The following is an 18,382-nucleotide window of genomic DNA, read 5'->3' as shown; positions in this document are numbered from 1 at the left end:
CGTTTCTGATCTGTTCTGAGCTGTTCTGATCGGCTTTCGGGGCTGAGCCGGGCGGGGCGGCGGCCCGGGTCAGGGCTCGGTGCTGCGGTTCTCCGACCAGGCACGCCACAGGGCGGCGTACGGTCCGCGGGCGGCGCGCAGTTCGTCGTGGGTGCCGCTCTCGGCGATCCGGCCGTTCTCCATCACGACCACCCGGTCGGCGGCGGCGGCCTGGCTGAGCCGATGCGCGACCACCAGCGCGGTACGGCCGTCGAGGGCCCGCTCGGCGGCCTGTTCCAGCAGCTGGGCGCCGGAGCTGCCCGCTTCGGCGGTGGCCTCGTCGAGCACGGCGACCGGGGGATCGGCCAGTACCAGCCGGGCCAGGGCGAGTTGCTGCGCCCGGTCGGCGGTGAGGCGGTGGCCGCCGTCGCCCACCACGGTGCCGAGTCCTTCGGGCAGAGCCTCCGCCCAGCCGAGGGCGCCGACGCGGTCCAGGGCCTCGCGGAGTTCCTCGTCGGTGGCGCCGGGCCGGGCCAGCCGCAGGTCGTCGGCGAGCGGACCGGCGAAGACATGCACCTCCTGGGTGACCAGCGCGACCGTACGGCCGGACTCGCTCGGCTCGGTCCCTCCGATGTCGACCCGGCCCTCGGTGGGACGGTGGATGCCCACGACCAGCTTGGCGAGGGTGGTCTTCCCCGCGCCGCTGGCGCCGACCAGGGCGACCCGCTCCTTCGGATGCAGCACGAGGTCCACGTCGTGCAGCACCGGGCGGCCCGGCAGATAGGCGTGACCGACACCGGTCAGGGTGACGGTGGGGGCGCCGCGCGGGGCCTCGGGCGCGATCCGCGGCGCCGGTTCGTCGACGACACCGACCAGCCGGGCCAGGGCGGCGGACGCCGACTGGGCCTCGTCGAGCAGCACCAGCGCGGTGTTGACCGGCCCGAACAGGCTGTGGAAGTACAGCGCGGCCGCCGTCGCCGTGCCGATCGACGCCGATCCGTCCCGTACGAGCAGGAAGCCGGCCACCAGCACCGCCGCCAGACCGGTGTACTCGGCCAGGTGCAGCCGGCTGTAGAAGCGCAGCACCAGCCGCACCCCGCTCAGTGTCAGGTCGACGGCCGCGCGGGAGCGTTCGGTGACCCGCTCGGTGTGCGTGGCCTCCAGCCGGTAGGCCCGTACGGTGCCCGCCCCGCCGATGGTGTCGAGCAGTTGCTGCTGCTGGACCCCGGTGGCCACGCGTTCCTTCGCGTACAGGGGCGTGGCATGGGTCAGGTACCAGCGGGCGGTGTGCGCCTGTACGGGCACCGCGAGCAGTGCGGCGAGCAGGAAACGCCAGTCGAGCACGGCCAGGGCGGCCAGGGTGAGCACGATCGACAGCCCGGAACGGGCCAGCTCGGGCAGCGCGGAGCGCACCGCCTCGGCGACCCGTGAGACGTCCCGGGTGACGCGGGCGGTCAGGTCGCCCGAGCCGGCCTTCTCCAGCCGGTCCAGCGGCAGCAGCAGGGCCCGTTCCACGAACCGCTCGCGCAGCTCGGCCAGTACGGTCTCGCCGAGCCGGGAGACCAGCGACATGCCGAGCGCGGTCGTGACGCCCTGCACGGCGGCGACGAGCGCCAGCAGCACCGCGGGCAGGGTGAGCGCACCGGCCGGGCTCCGGTCGGTGACCAGGTTGACGATGTGGCCCAGCAGCGGCTGGGTGAGCAGCCCCACGGCGGTGGCCACCACCAGGACGCCGAACCCGGCCCAGGCCAGTGCCCGGTGCGGGCCGAGCAGTTCGCGCACGGCGGCCCGGGTGCGGGCGGGCGTGGCGGTGGGCAGCAGCTCGCGGTCTCCCACTGCCGCCGCGGTGCTGTCGTCGGGTCGCGTGGTCATGCCAGCACCGCCGTCCGGTAGGCCGCGTCCTCGCGTACGAGGTCGGCGTGCGGACCGTCCGCGGCGACCCGTCCGGCGTCCAGCAGCACCACCCGGTCGGTCACCGCGAGCAGCGCCGGGCTGTTGGTGACCAGCACCGTGGTGAGGCCGTGCCGGAACTCCCGCACGCCCGAAGCGATCCGGGCCTCGGTGACCGCGTCCACGGCGGTGGTGGGGTCGTGGACCACCAGTACCGGGCGGCGGGCGTTCAGCGCGCGGGCGAGGGCGACCCGCTGACGCTGGCCGCCGGAGAGCGATCGGCCGCCTTCGCCGACCTCGGTGGCGGTGCCGAGCGGCAGGGTGCGGGCGACCTCGTCGGCGGACGCGGCGGCCATCGCGGGCCCGGCGCCCTCGGCGGCGCCGACGTTGTCGCCGAGCGTGCCCTCGAAGAGGTCGGCGTCGTGCGCGGCGACCAGTACGGCCGTCCGCAGCCGCGCCGGGTCGAGGTCCGGCAGCGGTACGCCGTCGAGCTCGACGACCCCCGCCTCGGGGTCCTCGGCGCGACCGAGGCAGCGCAACAGGGCCTCGGCGGCGGCCGGGTCGGTGGTGGCGACGCCGAGCAGTTCGCCGGGCGCCACCGTCAGGTCGGCCCCGCGCAGTCCGCCCAGGCTGACCCCGCGCAGCCGCAGGCCCCCGCGGACCGGCTCCGGCAGCTGCCCGTCGCCCGGGGTGATGTCCGGCGCCGCACCGAGCACCCCGGCGATGCGCGCGGCCGAGGCCCGGCCCTGGGCGAACTCGGCGTTCACCCAGGCGAGTACCTCAAGCGGTCCGAGCAGGAACAGCGCCAGCCCGACGGCCGACACCAGCTGACCCAGCGTGATGTCGCCCTGTACGGCCAGCCGTCCGCCGATCAGTGCCACCAGCGCGATGAAGCCCCCGGTCAGCGCCAGGACGACACCGCTCTGCCAAGCCTCGGCGCGGGCGGCGCGCAGGGTGGCGGCCAGCGAGTCGCGGCTGGTGCGCCGATAGCGCTCCACGGCCGTGGCCTGGGCGCCGATCCCCTTGAGCACCCGCAGCCCGGCCACCAGATCGGCCGCGACGCCGGAGGCATGGGCGGCCTGCTCCTGCTCGGCCTCGCTGCGCCGCTCCAGGGGCTTGCTGAGCAGGTGCCCGAGCCACAGCAGCACGGGCGTGCCCAGCAGGACCACCAGCCCGAGCGGCACGGACACCACCAGCAGCGCCACCGCGCTGACCACCAGTCCGGCGAGGGCCGAGACGCCGGTCATCACGGCCATGTTGACCGCGCCGACCCGCTTGGCGTCCTCGGTGGCGATGTTCGCCAGCGCCCCCGGCAGTCGCCCGGTCTCCGCCCCGCCCCGGGGATCGAGGACGCGCCGCACCAGGGCCACCCGCAGGTCGTGCGCCGCCACTTCGGCGGCGCGCTCCCCGGCGCGTGCGCCGAAGCGGAAGCTGAAGGACAGTCCCACGTACACGACGGCGAGGACGGCGAGCCAGCGCACCAGGGCCCCGGTGTCGTCCTTTGCCACCGCCTGGTCGATCACCAGGCCGATCAGCACCGGAACCAGAGCCTCACCGAGCTGGTGACCGGCCCCCAGCAGAGCGCCGGTGGAGACGTCCCGCCACTGCCCCCGGACGGCCCCCACCAGGACGTCCCGCCCTTGCGATTCCTCTGCCCCCATGGGCCCGCCCTCCGGAACCAGCCAGCACGAATTTAGGTAAGGCTAGTCTAAGTAGGGGCTTGATGGTCAAGGTTGACGATGCCGGCGGTGTCCGCGCCTTCCGACGCCCGGCCGTGGGCGTGAGCCGTCCCGCTGAGCCGCTTCCCCGAGCCGTTCCCCTGAGCCGTTCGTACGAGCGGTGCGACTAACCGAACCGCGATCGGGAATGGCATCCCCGGAGCGCCGAGCGACGGCTCGCCGCGGACGCGTCGGCGGAATCCGTCCCACCCCCACGGAAAGCAGGAGTGAGCATGCAGTACGTGAAGCTCGGTTCGACGGGCCTGGACGTGTCCCGGATCTGCCTGGGCTGCATGAGTTTCGGGCTGCCCGGCCGGGGGACGCACGAATGGACCCTCGACGACGAGGCGGCCCGGCCGCTGATCCGCCGTGCGCTGGACGCCGGGATCACCTTCTTCGACACGGCGAACGTCTACTCCGACGGCACCAGCGAGGAGATCGTCGGCCGTGCGCTGACGGAACTCGCGCGCCGCGACGAGATCGTCATCGCCACCAAGGTGAACGGCGCGATGCACGACGGCCCCAACGGGCGCGGCCTGTCCCGCAAGGCGGTGCTGACCGAGATCGACAACAGCCTGCGCCGACTGGGCACCGACTACGTGGACCTGTACCAGATCCACCGGTTCGACCCCGCGACTCCTGTCGAGGAGACGATGGAGGCGCTGCACGACGTGGTGAAGGCGGGCAAGGCCCGCTACATCGGGGCGAGTTCGATGTACGCCTGGCAGTTCTCCAAGGCCCAGTACACGGCCCGGCTGAACGGCTGGACGCGGTTCGTGTCCATGCAGAACCACTACAACCTCCTCTACCGCGAGGAGGAGCGGGAGATGCTGCCGCTCTGCGCGGACCAGGGCGTCGGAGTGCTGCCCTGGAGCCCGCTCGCCCGCGGCCGGCTCACCCGCGACTGGGACACCACCACCGGGCGCAGCCGGACCGACGAGTACGGCAAGAAGCTCTACCAGGAGGGCGACCGGGAGATCGTCGATGCCGTCGCCCGGATCGCCGCCGAGCGCGAGGTCCCGCGCGCCCGGATCGCCCTCGCCTGGCTGCTGCGCCAGAGCACCGTGACCGCGCCCATCGTCGGTGCCACCAAGGCGGGGCACGTCGACGACGCGGTGGCCGCCCTCGACGTGGAGCTGGCGGAGAAGGAGATCGAACAGCTGGAAGAGCCGTACACGCCCCGGGCGATCAGCGGCCATGGATCCAACTGACCCACAGGATGGTTTTACTTGAACCATAAATAAGATGCTTTAGGGTTCAAGTGAAGAGGGGGGAGGCCCCGCGCCGACGCGCGGGGCGGACCCGCCGGACCTCTGCCCGGAAGACTCGTAAGGACTCCCGCGTGAACGACGATCACAGCTGCCGCACCCCCCGGACAGCGACCGCCCGGCGGCTGGGCAGACGCTCCGTCCTCGCCGTCCTCGGCGCCTCCGTGGTCAGCGCCTGTACGTCCGGCAGGTCCGAGACCAGGAAGGCGTCCGACTCGGCCTCCCCCTCGGCCTCCCCCTCGGTCGTCTCCACCGCCCGCGTCACGGTCGCGCCCAGGACCGGCGCGGCCAACACGGCGGTCGAGGGCGCGCTCGCCGTCTCCGTCCGCAGCGGCACCCTCACCTCCGTGACGGTCACCGCGGAGGACGGCACCCGGGTGTCCGGCGCCTTCTCCGCCGACCGCGCCCGCTGGACACCGTCCGGCAGGCTCTCGCCGTCCACCAAGTACTCCGTACGCGCTGCCGCCACCGACAAGAACGGCCGCGAGGCGCTGGCCAACACCAGCTTCACGACCATCGCGCCCGAGGCCACCCTCGTCGGCTACTTCACCCCCGAGGACGGCTCGACCGTGGGTGTCGGGATGCCGGTCTCCCTCAACTTCGACCACGCCGTCACCGACAAGAAGGCCGTCGAGCAGGCGGTGACCGTGACCTCCACGGCCGGAGTGGAGATCGCCGCCCACTGGTTCGGCGACACCCGGCTCGACTTCCGCCCCGAGAACTACTGGCCCGCGGGCACCGAGGTCACCCTCTCCCTGCGGCTGCGCGGCGTCGAGGGCGCGGCGGGCCGCTACGGCGTCCAGCACAAGGACGTCACCTTCACCGTCGGCCGCAACCAGACCAGCCTGGTCGACTCCGAGAAGAAGACCATGGTCGTACGGCGCGAGGGCCGCGCGGTGCGCACGATCCCGATCACCTCCGGAGCGCCCGAACACACCACCTGGAACGGCAGGATGGTGATCTCGGAGAAGTACCTGCAGACCCGGATGGACGGCTCCACGGTCGGCTTCGGCGGTGAGTACGACATCCCCGACGTCCCGCACGCCATGCGGCTGACCACCTCCGGCACCTTCGTCCACGGCAACTACTGGTCCTCCGCCTCGACCTTCGGCGCGCAGAACGTCAGCCACGGGTGTGTCGGTCTGCACGACACCCAGGGCGCGAAGGACACCGGCACGCCCGCGAACTGGTTCTACGAGAACTCGCTCGTCGGTGACGTCGTGGAAGTGGTCAACTCCCACGACGACACCGTCCGGCCCGACAACGGCCTCAACGGCTGGAACATGAGCTGGGACCGGTGGCGGGCGGGCAGCGCGCTCAGCTGAGGCGCCCCGAGCGGCCGTCGGGGCAGTCGTCCTCGGCGGCGTAGGCGGCCAGCCACGCCAGTGGCGCGTTCCAGTTGACGGCGACCTCGTTCGTCGAGTACGAGCCGATGTCGTCGATGTAGCAGGCCTGGGGCGCGCAGCCGGGCAGGTGCTCCTGCGCGACCGGGTCCTGCAGTCCGCTGTTGGGCCCGCCCGTGAGGGAGCCCGCCGGCGGGTGGGGGAGCGAGGGGTCGTACTGGTGCGCCCAGAAGCGGTGGTGCTGGTTCTCGGAGTACCGCTCCCCGTGTCCGGTGACGTACGACTGGCCCAGGGCGTTGCGGCCCAGCAGGTAGTCCATCGACTCCAGCGCTCCCGCGCGGTAGCGGGGGTCCCCGGTCAGTTCCTGCGCGACGGCCATGACGATCGCGTTGTCGGTGACCGCGCTGTTGGAGCCCCAGACATACCCGGTGGCGGGGATCGGAACGGCATAGCCCTGAGCGGCCATGGTGGACAGATAGCCGTCCGCGGCGGCCGTCACCGAGGCGCGCACCCGCCTCAGGTCGGCCGCGGGCAGCCCGTTGCGGACCGTCGCCAGGGTCAGCCTGCCCAGCGCGGCGGTGTCGGCCCAGCTGAAGCCGCCGGGTGTGAAGGCGTTCGACGCGCTGTGCCAGGGCGAGGAGGTCACCGTGTCCCGGTAGGCGCGCTCACCGGTCGTGGCGTACAGCTCGGCGGCCGCCCAGTAGAACTCGTCGGTGACCTGGGTGTCGCCGTAGGCCCCGCCGCCCGTGCTGTCCGTGTCCGGCGCGTACCGCGCGGGGTTGGCCTCGGCCGCCGTCCAGGCCTTGCGGGCGGCGGTCAGGCACCGGCTCGCGAACGCCGCGTCGTACGGCCGGAAGACGCGGGCGCACTGGGCCGCCGCGGCCGCCAGGTTGAGGGTGGCCGCGGCGGACGGCGGGTGGAGCTCACGCGGCTGGGCGTCCTGCTCGGGCCGCGTCGGCAGACCGGTCCAGGCGGCGTCGTGCACTTTGTGGAAGGCCATTCCGGCGTACGGTCTGCCGTCGGGCACCTGCATCCGCAGCAGGAAGTCGAGCTCCCAGCGAGCCTCGTCCAGTACGTCGGGGACGCCGTTGCCGCGCTCCGGAACGCGCAGTGTGGAGTCGCCGAGCGCGGACGCGGTGCCCGCTCTCCTGGCCCGCTCGAAGGAATTGACGAGCAGCCAGGTGGAAATACCACCGTTCACGACGTATTTGCCCTGGTCGCCCGCGTCGTACCAACCGCCCCTGACGTCCTGGGTGTAGTCGCACACCCCGGACTGACAGGGCACGCTCGTGTCGCCCTGGTTCGGCGCGACTCCTAGATGTCCGGCCGGACGGGCGTATGCGGATCCCAGGAGGGAGGCCTCGATGGGGATGCCGCTGCGCTGGTGGGAGAAGAAGGCCAGCGCGTCGGAGCGCAGTCCGTCGTACAGATCCGCGCGAATGTCGAAGGGATCGCTGACCATTGCGTCGACCATCAGGACGTAGCCCGAGCCGGGTCCGTCCGTACGAGGAGAAGTCGGCGACCTGGGCCGGCTGCCCGGAGGCCGCGTCGGTGCCCCGGCCGACGGTCGAGCCCGAGGCGACCACCGTGCCCGAGGCGGCGCGCAGCCGCCAGGTGAGCGGCCCGGTGGCGGAGGTGACCACGGTCGCCCGCTTGGGGCCGTCCGGCAGATAGCCGACTTGGTTGACCCGTACGGCGGTTGGCGCCGTGACGGCGGCGGAGAGCCCCGCCGCGGAGGGGGCGGCCGTGAGGCCGCCGATGAGTAATGTCCCCGCGAGCAAGGCGGCTGACAGGTGTTTTTGACGGCTGCGGGGCAAGGGGAATGCGGACATGAACGGCTCCCAGCGGGTGAATGAATCCGGGGCCGCCGTCACGAGAGGGCGGACGGCGGATAATGGGAGCGCTCCCAATATCGAGCATTACATGGGCATGTCACGTCTTCAATGGGTGTGCCGGGCGCCTTTCCGGTCCCTGGTCGGCCCTGGTGCGAGCCCTCCGTCGCGTAGTGGCCCGATGGGCGCAGGGGATTCCGAATTCCTTTTGCGGGGCCCCGGCTGACTGTTCGTCAATGGGTCCGCGCTCGGCGGAATGGGGAAAGTGACGAGATCTCTTGTTTCGGCTCGGCGCACTGTGCAAAGGTGTGCCTGTTGGCGTGCAGACAATTCACTTCCTTCTGTGCGCGTACGGTGTGCCCGCTCGTCCCCCCGCTTCAAAAGAGCTGTCGGGGAGGGTGTTCGCGGCAACAACCCCCCATGGGTAGTCCCTCCGCTTCGACGGGCGGGCTACATACCCATTGGTATGGACTATTCCTGCGTTACCTTTGGGAGGAAAGCGGACGTGAATGACGCAGCGCTGTCTCATTCCCCGACCCCCGCTCGCTTGTTCGAGATTTCGGACGAACAGCTCGCGGCAGAACTGAAGATGAGCTCGGGGAAGACGCCCGCGCACCACCCCGTCGGGGAACTCCTGGACCGGCACTGGGAAGCGGTCTACTCCTACGCGCGCCTGTGCACCAACGGTGCGCGTCCCGCCGGAATGCTCACCACGGCCGCATTCACCCGGCTGTTCGGGGAATCGCTGCGGCAGACCGGGCCTACGGCCGCCTGGCGGCCGCAACTGCTGCTCACCGTACGCCGTATGGCCACCGAATGGCTCGGGGACCAACGGCGGGGACTGCTCCATCCCGAGTTGCTGGCCGAATCGGACGGCCGGGAGCGGGTCATGGCACGGCTGGTGCCGCCGGAGAACAGAAGACACCTGTCCCGGGCGTTCCAGAGACTTCCCGAGCCGGCCCGCTGTCTGCTCTGGCACACCGAGGTCGAGTCCGAGCAACTGGAGGTCCCGGCAGGGCTGTTGGGCATCGGCGACGACGCGCCCGTGGAACTGCGGCGGGCCCGGGAACGGCTGCGCGACGGCTGCCTGGAGATCCATCGCGAGCTGGCCCCCGAGGAGGAGTGCCGCCGCTACCACCGCATGCTCGACGTGTCGCTGCGCCGCGGCGCCATCGAACTCGACGCGGATCTGCGCAAGCACATGGGCCGATGCCGGCACTGCCGTCACGCCGCCGACCAACTGAGCAGGTTCAACGGCGATCTCTCCGTCCCGCTGGCCGAGGCCCTCCTCGGCTGGGGTGCCGCCGCCTATCTGGACTCCCGCCCCGGACGCGTCGACACGATCGTGGAGGTGACGGCGCCCCTGGCCCTCGTCCCCGCCGCACACCGCATGCCGCCCGTTCCCCGTCATGCTCCCCTCCCACCGAACGAGCCCCCGCGCCCGGCGCCGCGGAGCCAAGCCTCGTCCGGCTCCCGCCCGGCGACGCACAAGGCGCCCCGGCGCTCCTCCCGTCGCGCCCCGCACCGCCGCAACATCGCGCTCGCCGCGCTCACGGTGAGCGGAATGATCCTGGTCCCGCTGGTCCTGTGGGTCGCCCAGAGCTCGGACGGCGTGGACGGCCTGGCCGACGGTGCCGACCCCTCGGCCACGCCCAGTTCGGGCTCCGCCAAGGCCTCCGGCTCGAACCCGTCATGGATAGGCACCGGCGAGAAGTCGAACGGCGCCGTGCGCGGTCTGCTGCGCAACACCGAGACCGGGCTGTGCATCGGCATCGTCGGCAAGACGCCCGTGAAGGGAGCGGAGACCGTGCTGACGCCGTGCTCCTCGGCCGCGAGCCAGGAATGGTCGTACGAGGAGGACGGACTGCTGCGCGACGTCGCCGCGCCCGACCTGTGTCTCGACTCCCACCTCGGCTACTCGGTCCAACTGGCGCCCTGCACCGGCGAGTCGCAGCCCGGTACCAAGAACGTGCGCTACGACTTCACCCTCCAGGGCACGGTGGTGCCCCGCTGGAACCAGGATCTGGCCCTCGCCCCCGCCTCCACCGCGAGCGAGGCGTCGCTGGTCCTCAAACTCCGCAAGGACGAGCCCGAGCAGCACTGGACGATGGACTCCTCCTCGCCCTCGCTCCAGATGGAGGCGGTCAACTGGGACTCCGCCGCGCAGGACGAGACCTCCGCGGGCCGGGCCGCTTCCACGCCCTCGACGGCGCCGTCGCCGAGCAGCGTGCCCAAGTCCGCGCCGAAGCCCTCGGCCAAGCCGTCGACGCCCACGCCGGCCCCCTCGGCCTCGACGCCCTCGTACGGCTGCTCCCCGTACTACTACTGCCCGACGCCGGGCGATCAGTACGGCGAGCCCGGTTACGGATCCGGCTACGGCGGCGACGGCGGCTACGGCGGGTATGACGGCTACGGCGGTTATGGCGGCTATGGATACGGCGGTGGCTACGGAGGCCACCACTGAGCCGAGGGAGCCACGGGGGAGCGGCAGGTCAGGAACTGGCGGTGGCGGACTGCGAGGCCGCGGTACCGAGGAACTCGGCCCAGCCCCCGAGGGGTGACTGCCCGGGGTTGAGGGTGCGGAGTTTGCGCAGGACCGCGGGGTCCTGCGCCTCCAGCCACTGGACCAGCTGGCGGAACGAGACCAGGCGTACGTCGTCGTGTGTGGTGATCTGCTCGATGGCCTGCTCCACGGCGTCCATGTATATACCCCCGTTCCAGCGCTCGAAGTGGTTGCCTATGAAGAAGGGGGCGCGGTTGCTTTCGTAGGCGCGGCGGAAGCCGGCGAGATAGCTGTCGCGGGCCTGGGTGCGCCAGGCGTCGTACATGCTCTTGTCGCCGAGCGGGTTGGCGTTCGACTGGTTGGCCATCAGGTTGTAGTCCATCGACAGGACCTGGAAGGAGTGGCCGGGGAAGGGGATGGACTGGAGCGGGAAGTCCCAGATCCTGCCGCCCTGGACCTTGCCGGGCCACATCTGCAGACCGCCGGGGGAGCTGGCGTCGTACTTCCAGCCGAGGGCGGCGGCGGTCGGCAGCAGGTTGGACTGGCCCTCCAGACAGGGGGTGCGGCCGCCGATGAGTTCCTTGTCGTAGTCGAAGGGGAGCGGTTCGAGATCGGTGAAGCCGGTGTTGGTCTTCCACTCGGTGACGAACTTCTTCGCCTGCGCGATCTCGCTGCGCCACTCGGCGGGCGACCAGCGGCGCACCCCGTCGGTACCGCAGAAGTGGCCGTTGAAGTGGGTGCCGATCTCGTGGCCCTCCAGCCAGGCGCCGCGGATCTGCTGGAGGGTGGAGTGGATGTGCCGGTCGGAGAGGTAGCCGATCGCGGAGGCGCCGACGGGGTGCTGCGGCGGGTTGTAGAGGTGCTTCTTCGACTCGGGCAGCGTGTAGATGCCGCTGAGGAAGAACGTCATGGAGGCGCCGTGATCGGCGGCCACCTTGCGGAATCGCGAGAACAGCTGGTTGCTGAGCTCGCCCGCGCCGTCCCAGGAGAACACCACGAACTGCGGCGGCCGCTCACCCGGCTTCAGCCGCTCGGCCTTCGGCTGCTTGGGCTGGGCCCCGGTGTCGGCGGTGGAGCCGTCGCCGATGAGCTTGGGCTGCGGAGGCTTGCTGCTCCCGGCTCCGTGGCCGCTGCTGCCCACGGTCCAGTCGCCCGTCGAGCACGCGGAGAGCGCGCCCAGGCTGCCCAGTGCGCCCGTCGTGGCCGTCGCGGTCAGCAGACGCCTGCGTGAGATACCCGTCATGACCATCCCCCGGTTCCTCGTTCCCTTGGTGCGGCTCCCGCCCCTGGGGGGAGCCTTCCGTGCGGTCCGTTCCTGTGACGCGCCGCTCTGCGGGGTGCGTCACACGGTGTGATGCGCGGATGTTCGGGAAAGGTCGCTCGGACGGTCACGTGTTGCTGTTCCGTGACAAACCCCGCCGATCCGCGGGGCGGACGGCGGGGCAGGGGGCCGGACCCGAAGGGCCGGGCCGGGGTCGGGCAGGAGTCGGGCAGGAGTCGGACGGGAGTCGGACGGGAGTCGGACGGGGCTCAGCTGGGGCTCGGGCCGGGGTCAGGCTCCGCTGCCGGCGCGGACGACGGTCAGGGACACCGAGGAGGAGTTCCCGGACACGGGCACCTCGCCCCCCTTCCACGCCGCCTTGAGCGGGTCCCGCTCGTCCGGCGGGGTCACGATCAGCGTGGCGGGCGTCGCGGTCTTCGCCCCGCTGATCTCCGGATTGGAGAACGTCAGGCCCGCCCACGCCTGCTGCCCGGGCGCCAGCTTGACGGTCGTCGGCGTCTCCGAGGAGCGCTTGGGGTCGGGCCCGAGCTGCTTGCCGGAGGCATCGACGAACGCCGCGCCCGGGTAGCCGCGCAGGGTGCAGGTGCGGTGGGAGGTGTTGGTGAGGACGACGGGGAAGTTCTCCTGACCGGCGCCCGGGCTGTTCGCGCCGACCGTCGCGCGCAGTTCGGAGGTGTGGCACCGCGCACTGCTGGACGTGCCACTCCCGGACGACGACGAGGAAGTGGATGAGGACGACGAGGACGACGATTTCGCGGCCGCTGCCGATGCCGCGGCGGAATCGGTCGGAGCCGTGCTCGTACCGGTGGTGGTGTCCGCCGTGGTGTCCCCGGACGCCGGCTCGGCCGCGCCGGGGAGCTTCTGCGGGGTGCTCGTCGTGCTGTCGCCGCTGCCGCAGGCCGAGAGCAGGCCCAGGGCCAGCGCGATGCCCGCGAACAGCGCCGCCCGGTGGGCGGGGGAAGACGGACGGCGTGCGGGAGCCGCCCCGCCGGGCCGGAAGGTCGCCATGTCACCACTCCTTGGGATTCACCGCACGCACCGTGACGCGGCGTGCGAACGGCGCTCTGTGCTCCGTCACCAGTCTCTGATGCTCCGGGCGACGGAAAAGTTCGCGGGTCCGACGCGCGAGGTCCTCAGGCCTTCACCCGTACGGAGCCGAGCACCCGGTCGGTCGTCGCGGCGCTGCCGACGGCCTGGCGGACCTGCACATACAGCTGCCGCTGTCGTGTTCCGTCCGCTGGGGTGAGCCCAGCCTCCGTCAGTGAGCCGCGGCTTCCCGGACAGGCGCTCCAGGTCCGGATCAGCCCGTGCCAGCGCGCCCCGGTGTAGGTCCGACTGCCCTCGTAGTGACAGCCGGTGTGGGCGATCGCCCCGACCTCGGCGCGGACGTCGCCGTGTTCGCCGAGGCCGACGAACACCCCGTCGACATCCGAGCGCAGATCCTGCCACTTCGCCAGGTCGTCGGCGACGGCGAGACCCGGCTCGTGGGTGTCCGACAGACCCACGGTCCGCGGATTCCATCCGGAGTCGCGCAGTTGGCGGGCCCAGCCGTCCGGCACCTCGACCGAGATCCGTCCGGAGGCGTCCTCGACCGTCACCGACGTGGCGTCGGACTGCCCGGTCATGAGCGCGGCGGTGACACCGGCCGCGCCGACCGCGACCGCGGCGGCCACGGACACGGCCGTGACCACGGTCCGCCGACGGCGCCGGGGCACGCGGACGGTACCCATCGACACCTGTTCGGCCAGCCGCTCCAACTCCACGGCGAGGCTCAGTGCCGTGGGCCAGCGCCGCTCGCGGTCGGGTTCCATGGCGCGCAGCAGCGCCCGCTGGACGTCGGGGGCCAGATCCGTACGGAGCCGGTCGGGCCGTACGACCTTGCCGGGCGGCCCGGGGACCGAGCCCGTGACCAGGTGGTAGCCGAGGGCGCCGAGGCTGTACACATCGGCCCGCGCGTCGATCCCCGACCCGGGCCGGGCCTGTTCCGGTGGGGTGTAGCCCGCGGAACCCGCCGCCATCGTCAACCCGGAGGCCTGCGCCAGACTCTTGGCGAGACCGAGGTCCGCGAGCAGGACACGGTCGGCGCCGCCGGTCGAGGTCCGCAGCAGCACATTGGACGGCTTGATGTCGCGGTGCACGATCCCCGCCTCGTGCAGCGCGGCCGCGCCCCGCGCCGCGAGCGCCGTCAGCCGCAGCGCGTCGGCGACGGCCGGCGGCCCGGTCTCGATCTGGTCGGCGAGGGTGCCCCCATCGGCGTACTCCATGACGAAGTAGGGCCTGCCGTCGGGGAGTTCACCGATGTCGTAGACCTGGACGACCCGGTTCGAGTCGGCCTTGCGGAGCAGCCGGGCCTCGGCGAGGAAGCGCTCCCGGACGTCCAGGTGGTCGATCCAGTTCTCGGAGAGCACCTTCACGGCGACGACGGCCTCGAGTATCTCGTCGTGGGCGAGCCAGACCACGCCGAACCCACCCGCGCCGAGGCGCCGGTCCAGACGGTAGCGGCCGATCCGCTCCAGGGGATCCCTCAGCATGGACGCCCCGCCGGAGTGCCCGTGGGCCGGTGGTGGCGACCGCGGTCGAGGTGGCCCGGCGCCGAGGGTGCGGAGTGACTCTGCCCTGGTGGCCGCGTCCGAGGCCGCGTACGCCTCCTGAGTTCACCAGCGGGCATGTGCTCTCCAGGGCGGGGCGGATGCCACGAGCGCGGCGCTGAGGCCGCTGTCCGTAGACGGGTTGCTGCTCCTGGCAACGGTCGGTTCGCCGAAGCCTACCCGTCACGTCGGCCGCCGGGCACACCGCACCGGGTGGAGGGAATGCCGGATCTCCTCACGTCAGAAGATCTCCTGCTCCGCCCGCACGGCGCACACGGTACGACGGACGAGGGTGCGCAGTACCGGCCACATCCCCGCGACACATCGTGCCGGGCGGCGGGCCCCGGGGCCGGCCGCCGACCGTGAGGGGCGGAGCCCTTCAGGGGCTTCCCCGTAGGCGCGGACTCGGTCCGGAGCCCGGGGCGGGGCCCGGAGTCCGCCGTGTCCGCCCGCTCTCCGCCCGGCCGTGCCGCCGTCCCGCCCGTCCCGTGGAAGGCGGTGGGCCGCACGAACACCACAGGGCTTTGGCCAGATTGGCCGTCTGACAGGTGTTCGGATACGGCGATACTCAGGGCTGGGCAATCCGCCCCAATTCCCACGTCCACCGGAGGTCGCTGATGCCCCAGACCAGTGTTTCCACCACCGCCGTGCTCGACGCCTGGCTGTCGGGCGCCGAGAGCGCGTTCGGCCGGAACAACCCCGCCGGGCCCCTCTATGTCGGCGGCGCCGCGGCCGAGGCCGCGCTCACCGACCCGAGCGACTCCCTGTACGGCTTCTGTTCCAGCCCGAGCGGGTCGCTGGGCAGCTGGTGTTGCTGATCACCCGCGGCGCCTCCAGGGTCCTTCGCGGAGAGCCTTCCCGCGAAGTGCCCTCTCCGGGGCGCGCTTTTTGACCGTACCCGGGAGCGCCGCACCCGGCCGAGCTGGTTGCCGCCCGCCCCTGTGCACGCCAGGGACACAGCGGCGGCCGGCTCGGTCGGCGGCTGCCGGGTGCGGAAGTGTCCGGGGCCGGTCGCGTAGTTGCCCGCGCCTCCTGGAACGACCGGAAGACGCGAGTTCACGGCGGAATGGGGAGGGTGGACGGTGAGCGGATCGGCGCCGGAAAGGCCGCGGAAGGCGGAGAAGAGGGACGAGGCGGAATGGTTCGCCCAACCCGTACGTGCCATCGCCCGCCCGTGGCGGGAGGAGCTGGCCCGGCGGCTGGCCGCCGTGGACGCCCTGGGCGGGGAAGAACGGGAAGCGGTACTGGAGGCCGGCCACACCGCGCTGCTCAAGTCCCTGCACGCGAAGCTGTCCCGCCTGTTCCTGATCGAACTGCACGCGCTGCGCATGGCGGCGGCCGGCGGACGGCACGCCGAGGGCACGGAGGCGGGTTCCGACACGGAGACGTGGGCCGCCTTCATCGAACAGGCAGGCGAGGAGGGCTATCTCGACCAGCTGGCCGGCCGATACCCGAGCGCCGGCCCGCGGATCGCGACGGTGGCACGGCTGTCGGTGGCGGCGACGGCCGGTTTCGCGGAACGGCTCGCTGCGGACCGTGAACTGCTGGGGCCGCTGCTGGGGGGATCCGCGGGGGAGATGCGAGCCGTCGAGTTCGGCGCGGGCGACACCCACCGGGGCGGACTGACGGTCAGCCGGGTCGACTTCGCCGGCGGGAGCGTCATGTACAAGCCCCGGCCGTCCGAGGCCGACGTGGCGCTGGGCGCGTTGCTGGACGAGCTCTACGCGGACTTCCCCGCCGCACCGTCGCCCGACGAGCGCATCCGGGTGCCGCGGACGCGGGCGCGCGAGGGCTACGGCTGGGCCGAGTTCGTCCGCCACCGCTACTGCGCGGACGAGGCCGAACTCGCCGCGTTCTACCGGAACGTCGGGCACTGGCTCGCCGTCCTCCGCTTCACCGGCGGCACCGACATGCACGCGGAGAACATGATCGCCGCGGGCCCGGTGCCGGTGATCGTGGACGCCGAGACGCTCTTCGACGCCCCCGCGCCCTTCCCGCCCAGCGGCCGGGGCGACGCGGTGGACGTGGCGGCGGCCGCCATCCGCCGCACGGTGCTGCGTACCGGACTGCTGCCCGTGCGCGGCACCGGCTTCGCGCTCGGCGGGGTGGACATCTCCGGGGTCGGTTCGCTGCCCGGACAGCAGCCGCTGATCCCGAACCCGGTGATCGCGGACGGCGGCACCGCGGCGGCCCGCTTCGAGGTGGACCTGGTGGCGATGCCCACCGCGGGCAACCACCCCAGCCCCACCCCCGTGCTGAGCACGTACTGGGACCGGATCCTGGCCGGCTTCCGCGAGATGACCGCGCACCTGCGCCGGCCCGGGACCGACCCCCACCGGCTGCTGCGCCGCTTCGAAGGAGCCCGGGCGCGGCGGATCCTGCGGCCGACGCAGGCGTACGTCGACATCGGCCGGATGTTGTGGCACCCGGCGTCGTTGCACGACGAGGCGGCGGCGGTCGAACGGGGCCGGGACATCCTGCGGCGCAACGCCGAGGTGCTGCCCGGCGCGCCGACCGACCGAGCGGCCATCGACGGCGAGATCGCGGACCTGCTGGCCGGCGACGTGCCGATGTTCACCTTCACCGTGGACGCGGCCGCCGTACGGGCCACCGTCGAGGACTGGCGCACCGCCGACCTGGCCATGGAGGAGGCGGTGATCCAGGACGCGCTGGTGGGCGCGTACCTCAACGAGCGCTCGCTGCCCACGCGGACGCAGGCCGCCGTCCGTGACCCGCACGCCCGGGAGCGGGAGCGGCGCCGCCGCGACCTGGCCGCGCAGATGGTACGGCGGCTGTGCGACGGGGCGGTGCACGGCGCGGACGGCACGGTCACCTGGATCAGCCCCGTCTTCACCCCCGCGGGGTGGTCCATCAGGGTGCTGCCCGCCGATCTCTACACCGGGCAGGGCGGGGTGGCGCTGACGCTCGCGGAGTACGTGACCGAGGTACGGGCCGGGCGGGCGGACGAAGTGCCGGGCGTCGACGAGACGTTCCAGGGGGCGCTGCGGGTCCTGGTCGGCACCGAGGACCGTACGCCGACGCCGTCACCCGGGGCGTTCAGCGGTGCCGCGTCGCAGGTGTGGACGTGGCTGGCGCTGCACCGGGTGCTCGGTGAGGACTGGCTGCTGGAGCGGGCCGCCGCCAGGGCCGTGCTGCTCGCGGAGGGCCGACTGGTCGAGGACGACGAGGAGGTGGACCTCCTCAACGGGGCGGCCGGCGGAGTCGTCCCCCTGCTCAACCTGGCCGCGGCGACCGGGCAGGACCGCTGGCTCGGCGCCGCCGCGCACATCGGCCGCCGGCTGACCGGGCTGGCCGCCCTGGACGCGAGCGGCGCCCGCTGGACGACCCGGCTCAACCCCGAGGGCATCGGCGGCTTCGCCCACGGCGCCACCGGCATCGGCTGGGCGCTGACCCGGCTCGCCCTCAGCGACGCGGGTTCCGCGGCCGAACGGCGCGACTGGACCGCTCTCGCCGAGCGGGCCTTCGCTTATCAGGAGTCCCTCTACCAACCCGAACACGGCAACTGGCTCGACGTGCGCATCGGCGCCGAGGAGGACTTCTTCACCAGTTGGTGCCACGGCAGCGCAGGGGTCGGCATCGGCATGCTCGACCTCCACCGGCGCACGGGCGATCCCGCCCACCTCGACATGGCCCACCGCGCCGCCCGCGCCTGCGCCGCCGAGGGCTTCGGCTGGAGCCATACCCTGTGCCACGGCGACCTCGGCCTCTGGGAATTCCTCACCTCCATGGGCTTCGGCGACCCCTCCGACCTCGACGCCGAGATCCTCACCGGCCTCGAACAACGCGGCCCGGTCGGCGGCCTGGCCCGCGAAGCGTTCTCCCCCAGCCTCATGTCCGGCCTCTCAGGAGTCCTGCACACCCTCCTGCGTATGCACCCCGCGGCCACCCTCCCCACTCCCCTTCTCCTCGACTGAGGGCGACTATCATGCCTGTCCTCTGATCGACGGCGAGGGGAGCG

General features: G+C 72.5%; 10 protein-coding genes and 1 pseudogene. 5 read left to right on the top strand and 6 right to left on the bottom strand.

The genetic code is table 11. The annotated features are described in order from the left end of the window. Nucleotides 1–69: 69 nt before the first annotated feature. Nucleotides 70–1,851: an ABC transporter ATP-binding protein gene (locus RV986_RS06620; RefSeq protein WP_475916484.1), complete on the bottom strand. Its 1,782-nt coding sequence runs from the start codon at nt 1,849–1,851 to the stop codon at nt 70–72. After that, nucleotides 1,848–3,530, bottom strand: a complete 1,683-nt coding sequence (locus RV986_RS06615) for an ABC transporter ATP-binding protein (protein ID WP_475916483.1) — start codon at nt 3,528–3,530, stop codon at nt 1,848–1,850. Before RV986_RS06615 ends, RV986_RS06620 begins: the two co-directional genes overlap by 4 nt. A 290-nt stretch (nt 3,531–3,820) precedes the next feature. On the opposite strand from RV986_RS06615, the gene RV986_RS06610 reads away from it, so the two are divergent. Both RV986_RS06610 and RV986_RS06605 read left to right on the top strand, forming a co-directional pair. Then, complete coding sequence (locus RV986_RS06610; RefSeq protein ID WP_475916482.1) at nt 3,821–4,798, top strand: aldo/keto reductase; 978 nt, start codon at nt 3,821–3,823, stop codon at nt 4,796–4,798. 131 nt (nt 4,799–4,929) lie between these two features. After that, entirely contained in the window at nt 4,930–6,180 is a 1,251-nt protein-coding gene (locus tag RV986_RS06605; protein WP_475916481.1) for a L,D-transpeptidase, read from the top strand. Here RV986_RS06605 and RV986_RS06600 read toward each other — a convergent pair. Continuing rightward, nucleotides 6,173–8,030, bottom strand: a pseudogene (locus RV986_RS06600) (glycoside hydrolase family 9 protein). The gene RV986_RS06605 and the pseudogene RV986_RS06600 overlap by 8 nt on opposite strands. 547 nt (nt 8,031–8,577) lie before the next feature. Here RV986_RS06600 and RV986_RS06595 point away from each other — a divergent pair. Continuing rightward, nucleotides 8,578–10,494, top strand: coding sequence for a ricin-type beta-trefoil lectin domain protein (locus RV986_RS06595; protein WP_475916480.1), 1,917 nt, complete (start codon nt 8,578–8,580; stop codon nt 10,492–10,494). Between the two features lie 28 nt (nt 10,495–10,522). Here the strand turns inward: RV986_RS06595 and RV986_RS06590 are convergent, their stop codons facing one another. The 3 genes from RV986_RS06590 to RV986_RS06580 all read right to left on the bottom strand — a co-directional run bounded on the left by RV986_RS06590 (nt 10,523) and on the right by RV986_RS06580 (nt 14,346). Then, the gene (locus RV986_RS06590; protein WP_475916479.1) at nt 10,523–11,776 is read right to left on the bottom strand and encodes a polysaccharide deacetylase family protein; all 1,254 of its coding nucleotides are present in this window, start codon (nt 11,774–11,776) and stop codon (nt 10,523–10,525) included. 309 nt (nt 11,777–12,085) lie between these two features. Then, nucleotides 12,086–12,823 (bottom strand): DUF4232 domain-containing protein, encoded by a 738-nt coding sequence (locus RV986_RS06585; RefSeq protein WP_475916478.1) that lies wholly within the window; start codon nt 12,821–12,823, stop codon nt 12,086–12,088. 125 nt (nt 12,824–12,948) lie between these two features. Continuing rightward, the gene (locus tag RV986_RS06580; RefSeq protein ID WP_475916477.1) at nt 12,949–14,346 is read right to left on the bottom strand and encodes a serine/threonine-protein kinase; all 1,398 of its coding nucleotides are present in this window, start codon (nt 14,344–14,346) and stop codon (nt 12,949–12,951) included. 674 nt (nt 14,347–15,020) lie between these two features. Between RV986_RS06580 and RV986_RS06575 the strand changes: the two genes are divergently transcribed. Together RV986_RS06575 and RV986_RS06570 are read left to right on the top strand one after the other, a co-directional pair. Beyond that, complete coding sequence (locus RV986_RS06575; RefSeq protein WP_475916476.1) at nt 15,021–15,221, top strand: DUF6229 family protein; 201 nt, start codon at nt 15,021–15,023, stop codon at nt 15,219–15,221. A gap of 264 nt (nt 15,222–15,485) precedes the next feature. Then, nucleotides 15,486–18,338, top strand: coding sequence for a type 2 lanthipeptide synthetase LanM family protein (locus tag RV986_RS06570; protein WP_475916475.1), 2,853 nt, complete (start codon nt 15,486–15,488; stop codon nt 18,336–18,338). The last annotated feature ends 44 nt before the right edge of the window (nt 18,339–18,382 follow it).

Source organism: Streptomyces sp. RLA012 (genome assembly GCF_056270325.1).
Note: the sequence above shows the minus strand (reverse complement) of the source record. Positions and strands in the feature narration are given on the sequence as shown.

Excerpts from the sequence above, each read along its gene's own strand:
- RV986_RS06610 (WP_475916482.1), top strand. The coding sequence starts at position 3,821 with ATGCAGTACGTGAAGCTCGGTTCGACGGGCCTGGACGTGTCCCGGATC.
- RV986_RS06615 (WP_475916483.1), bottom strand. The coding sequence starts at position 3,530 with ATGGGGGCAGAGGAATCGCAAGGGCGGGACGTCCTGGTGGGGGCCGTC.
- RV986_RS06585 (WP_475916478.1), bottom strand. The coding sequence starts at position 12,823 with ATGGCGACCTTCCGGCCCGGCGGGGCGGCTCCCGCACGCCGTCCGTCT.
- RV986_RS06575 (WP_475916476.1), top strand. The coding sequence starts at position 15,021 with ATGCCCCAGACCAGTGTTTCCACCACCGCCGTGCTCGACGCCTGGCTG.
- RV986_RS06620 (WP_475916484.1), bottom strand. The coding sequence starts at position 1,851 with ATGACCACGCGACCCGACGACAGCACCGCGGCGGCAGTGGGAGACCGC.
- RV986_RS06590 (WP_475916479.1), bottom strand. The coding sequence starts at position 11,776 with ATGACGGGTATCTCACGCAGGCGTCTGCTGACCGCGACGGCCACGACG.
- RV986_RS06580 (WP_475916477.1), bottom strand. The coding sequence starts at position 14,346 with ATGCTGAGGGATCCCCTGGAGCGGATCGGCCGCTACCGTCTGGACCGG.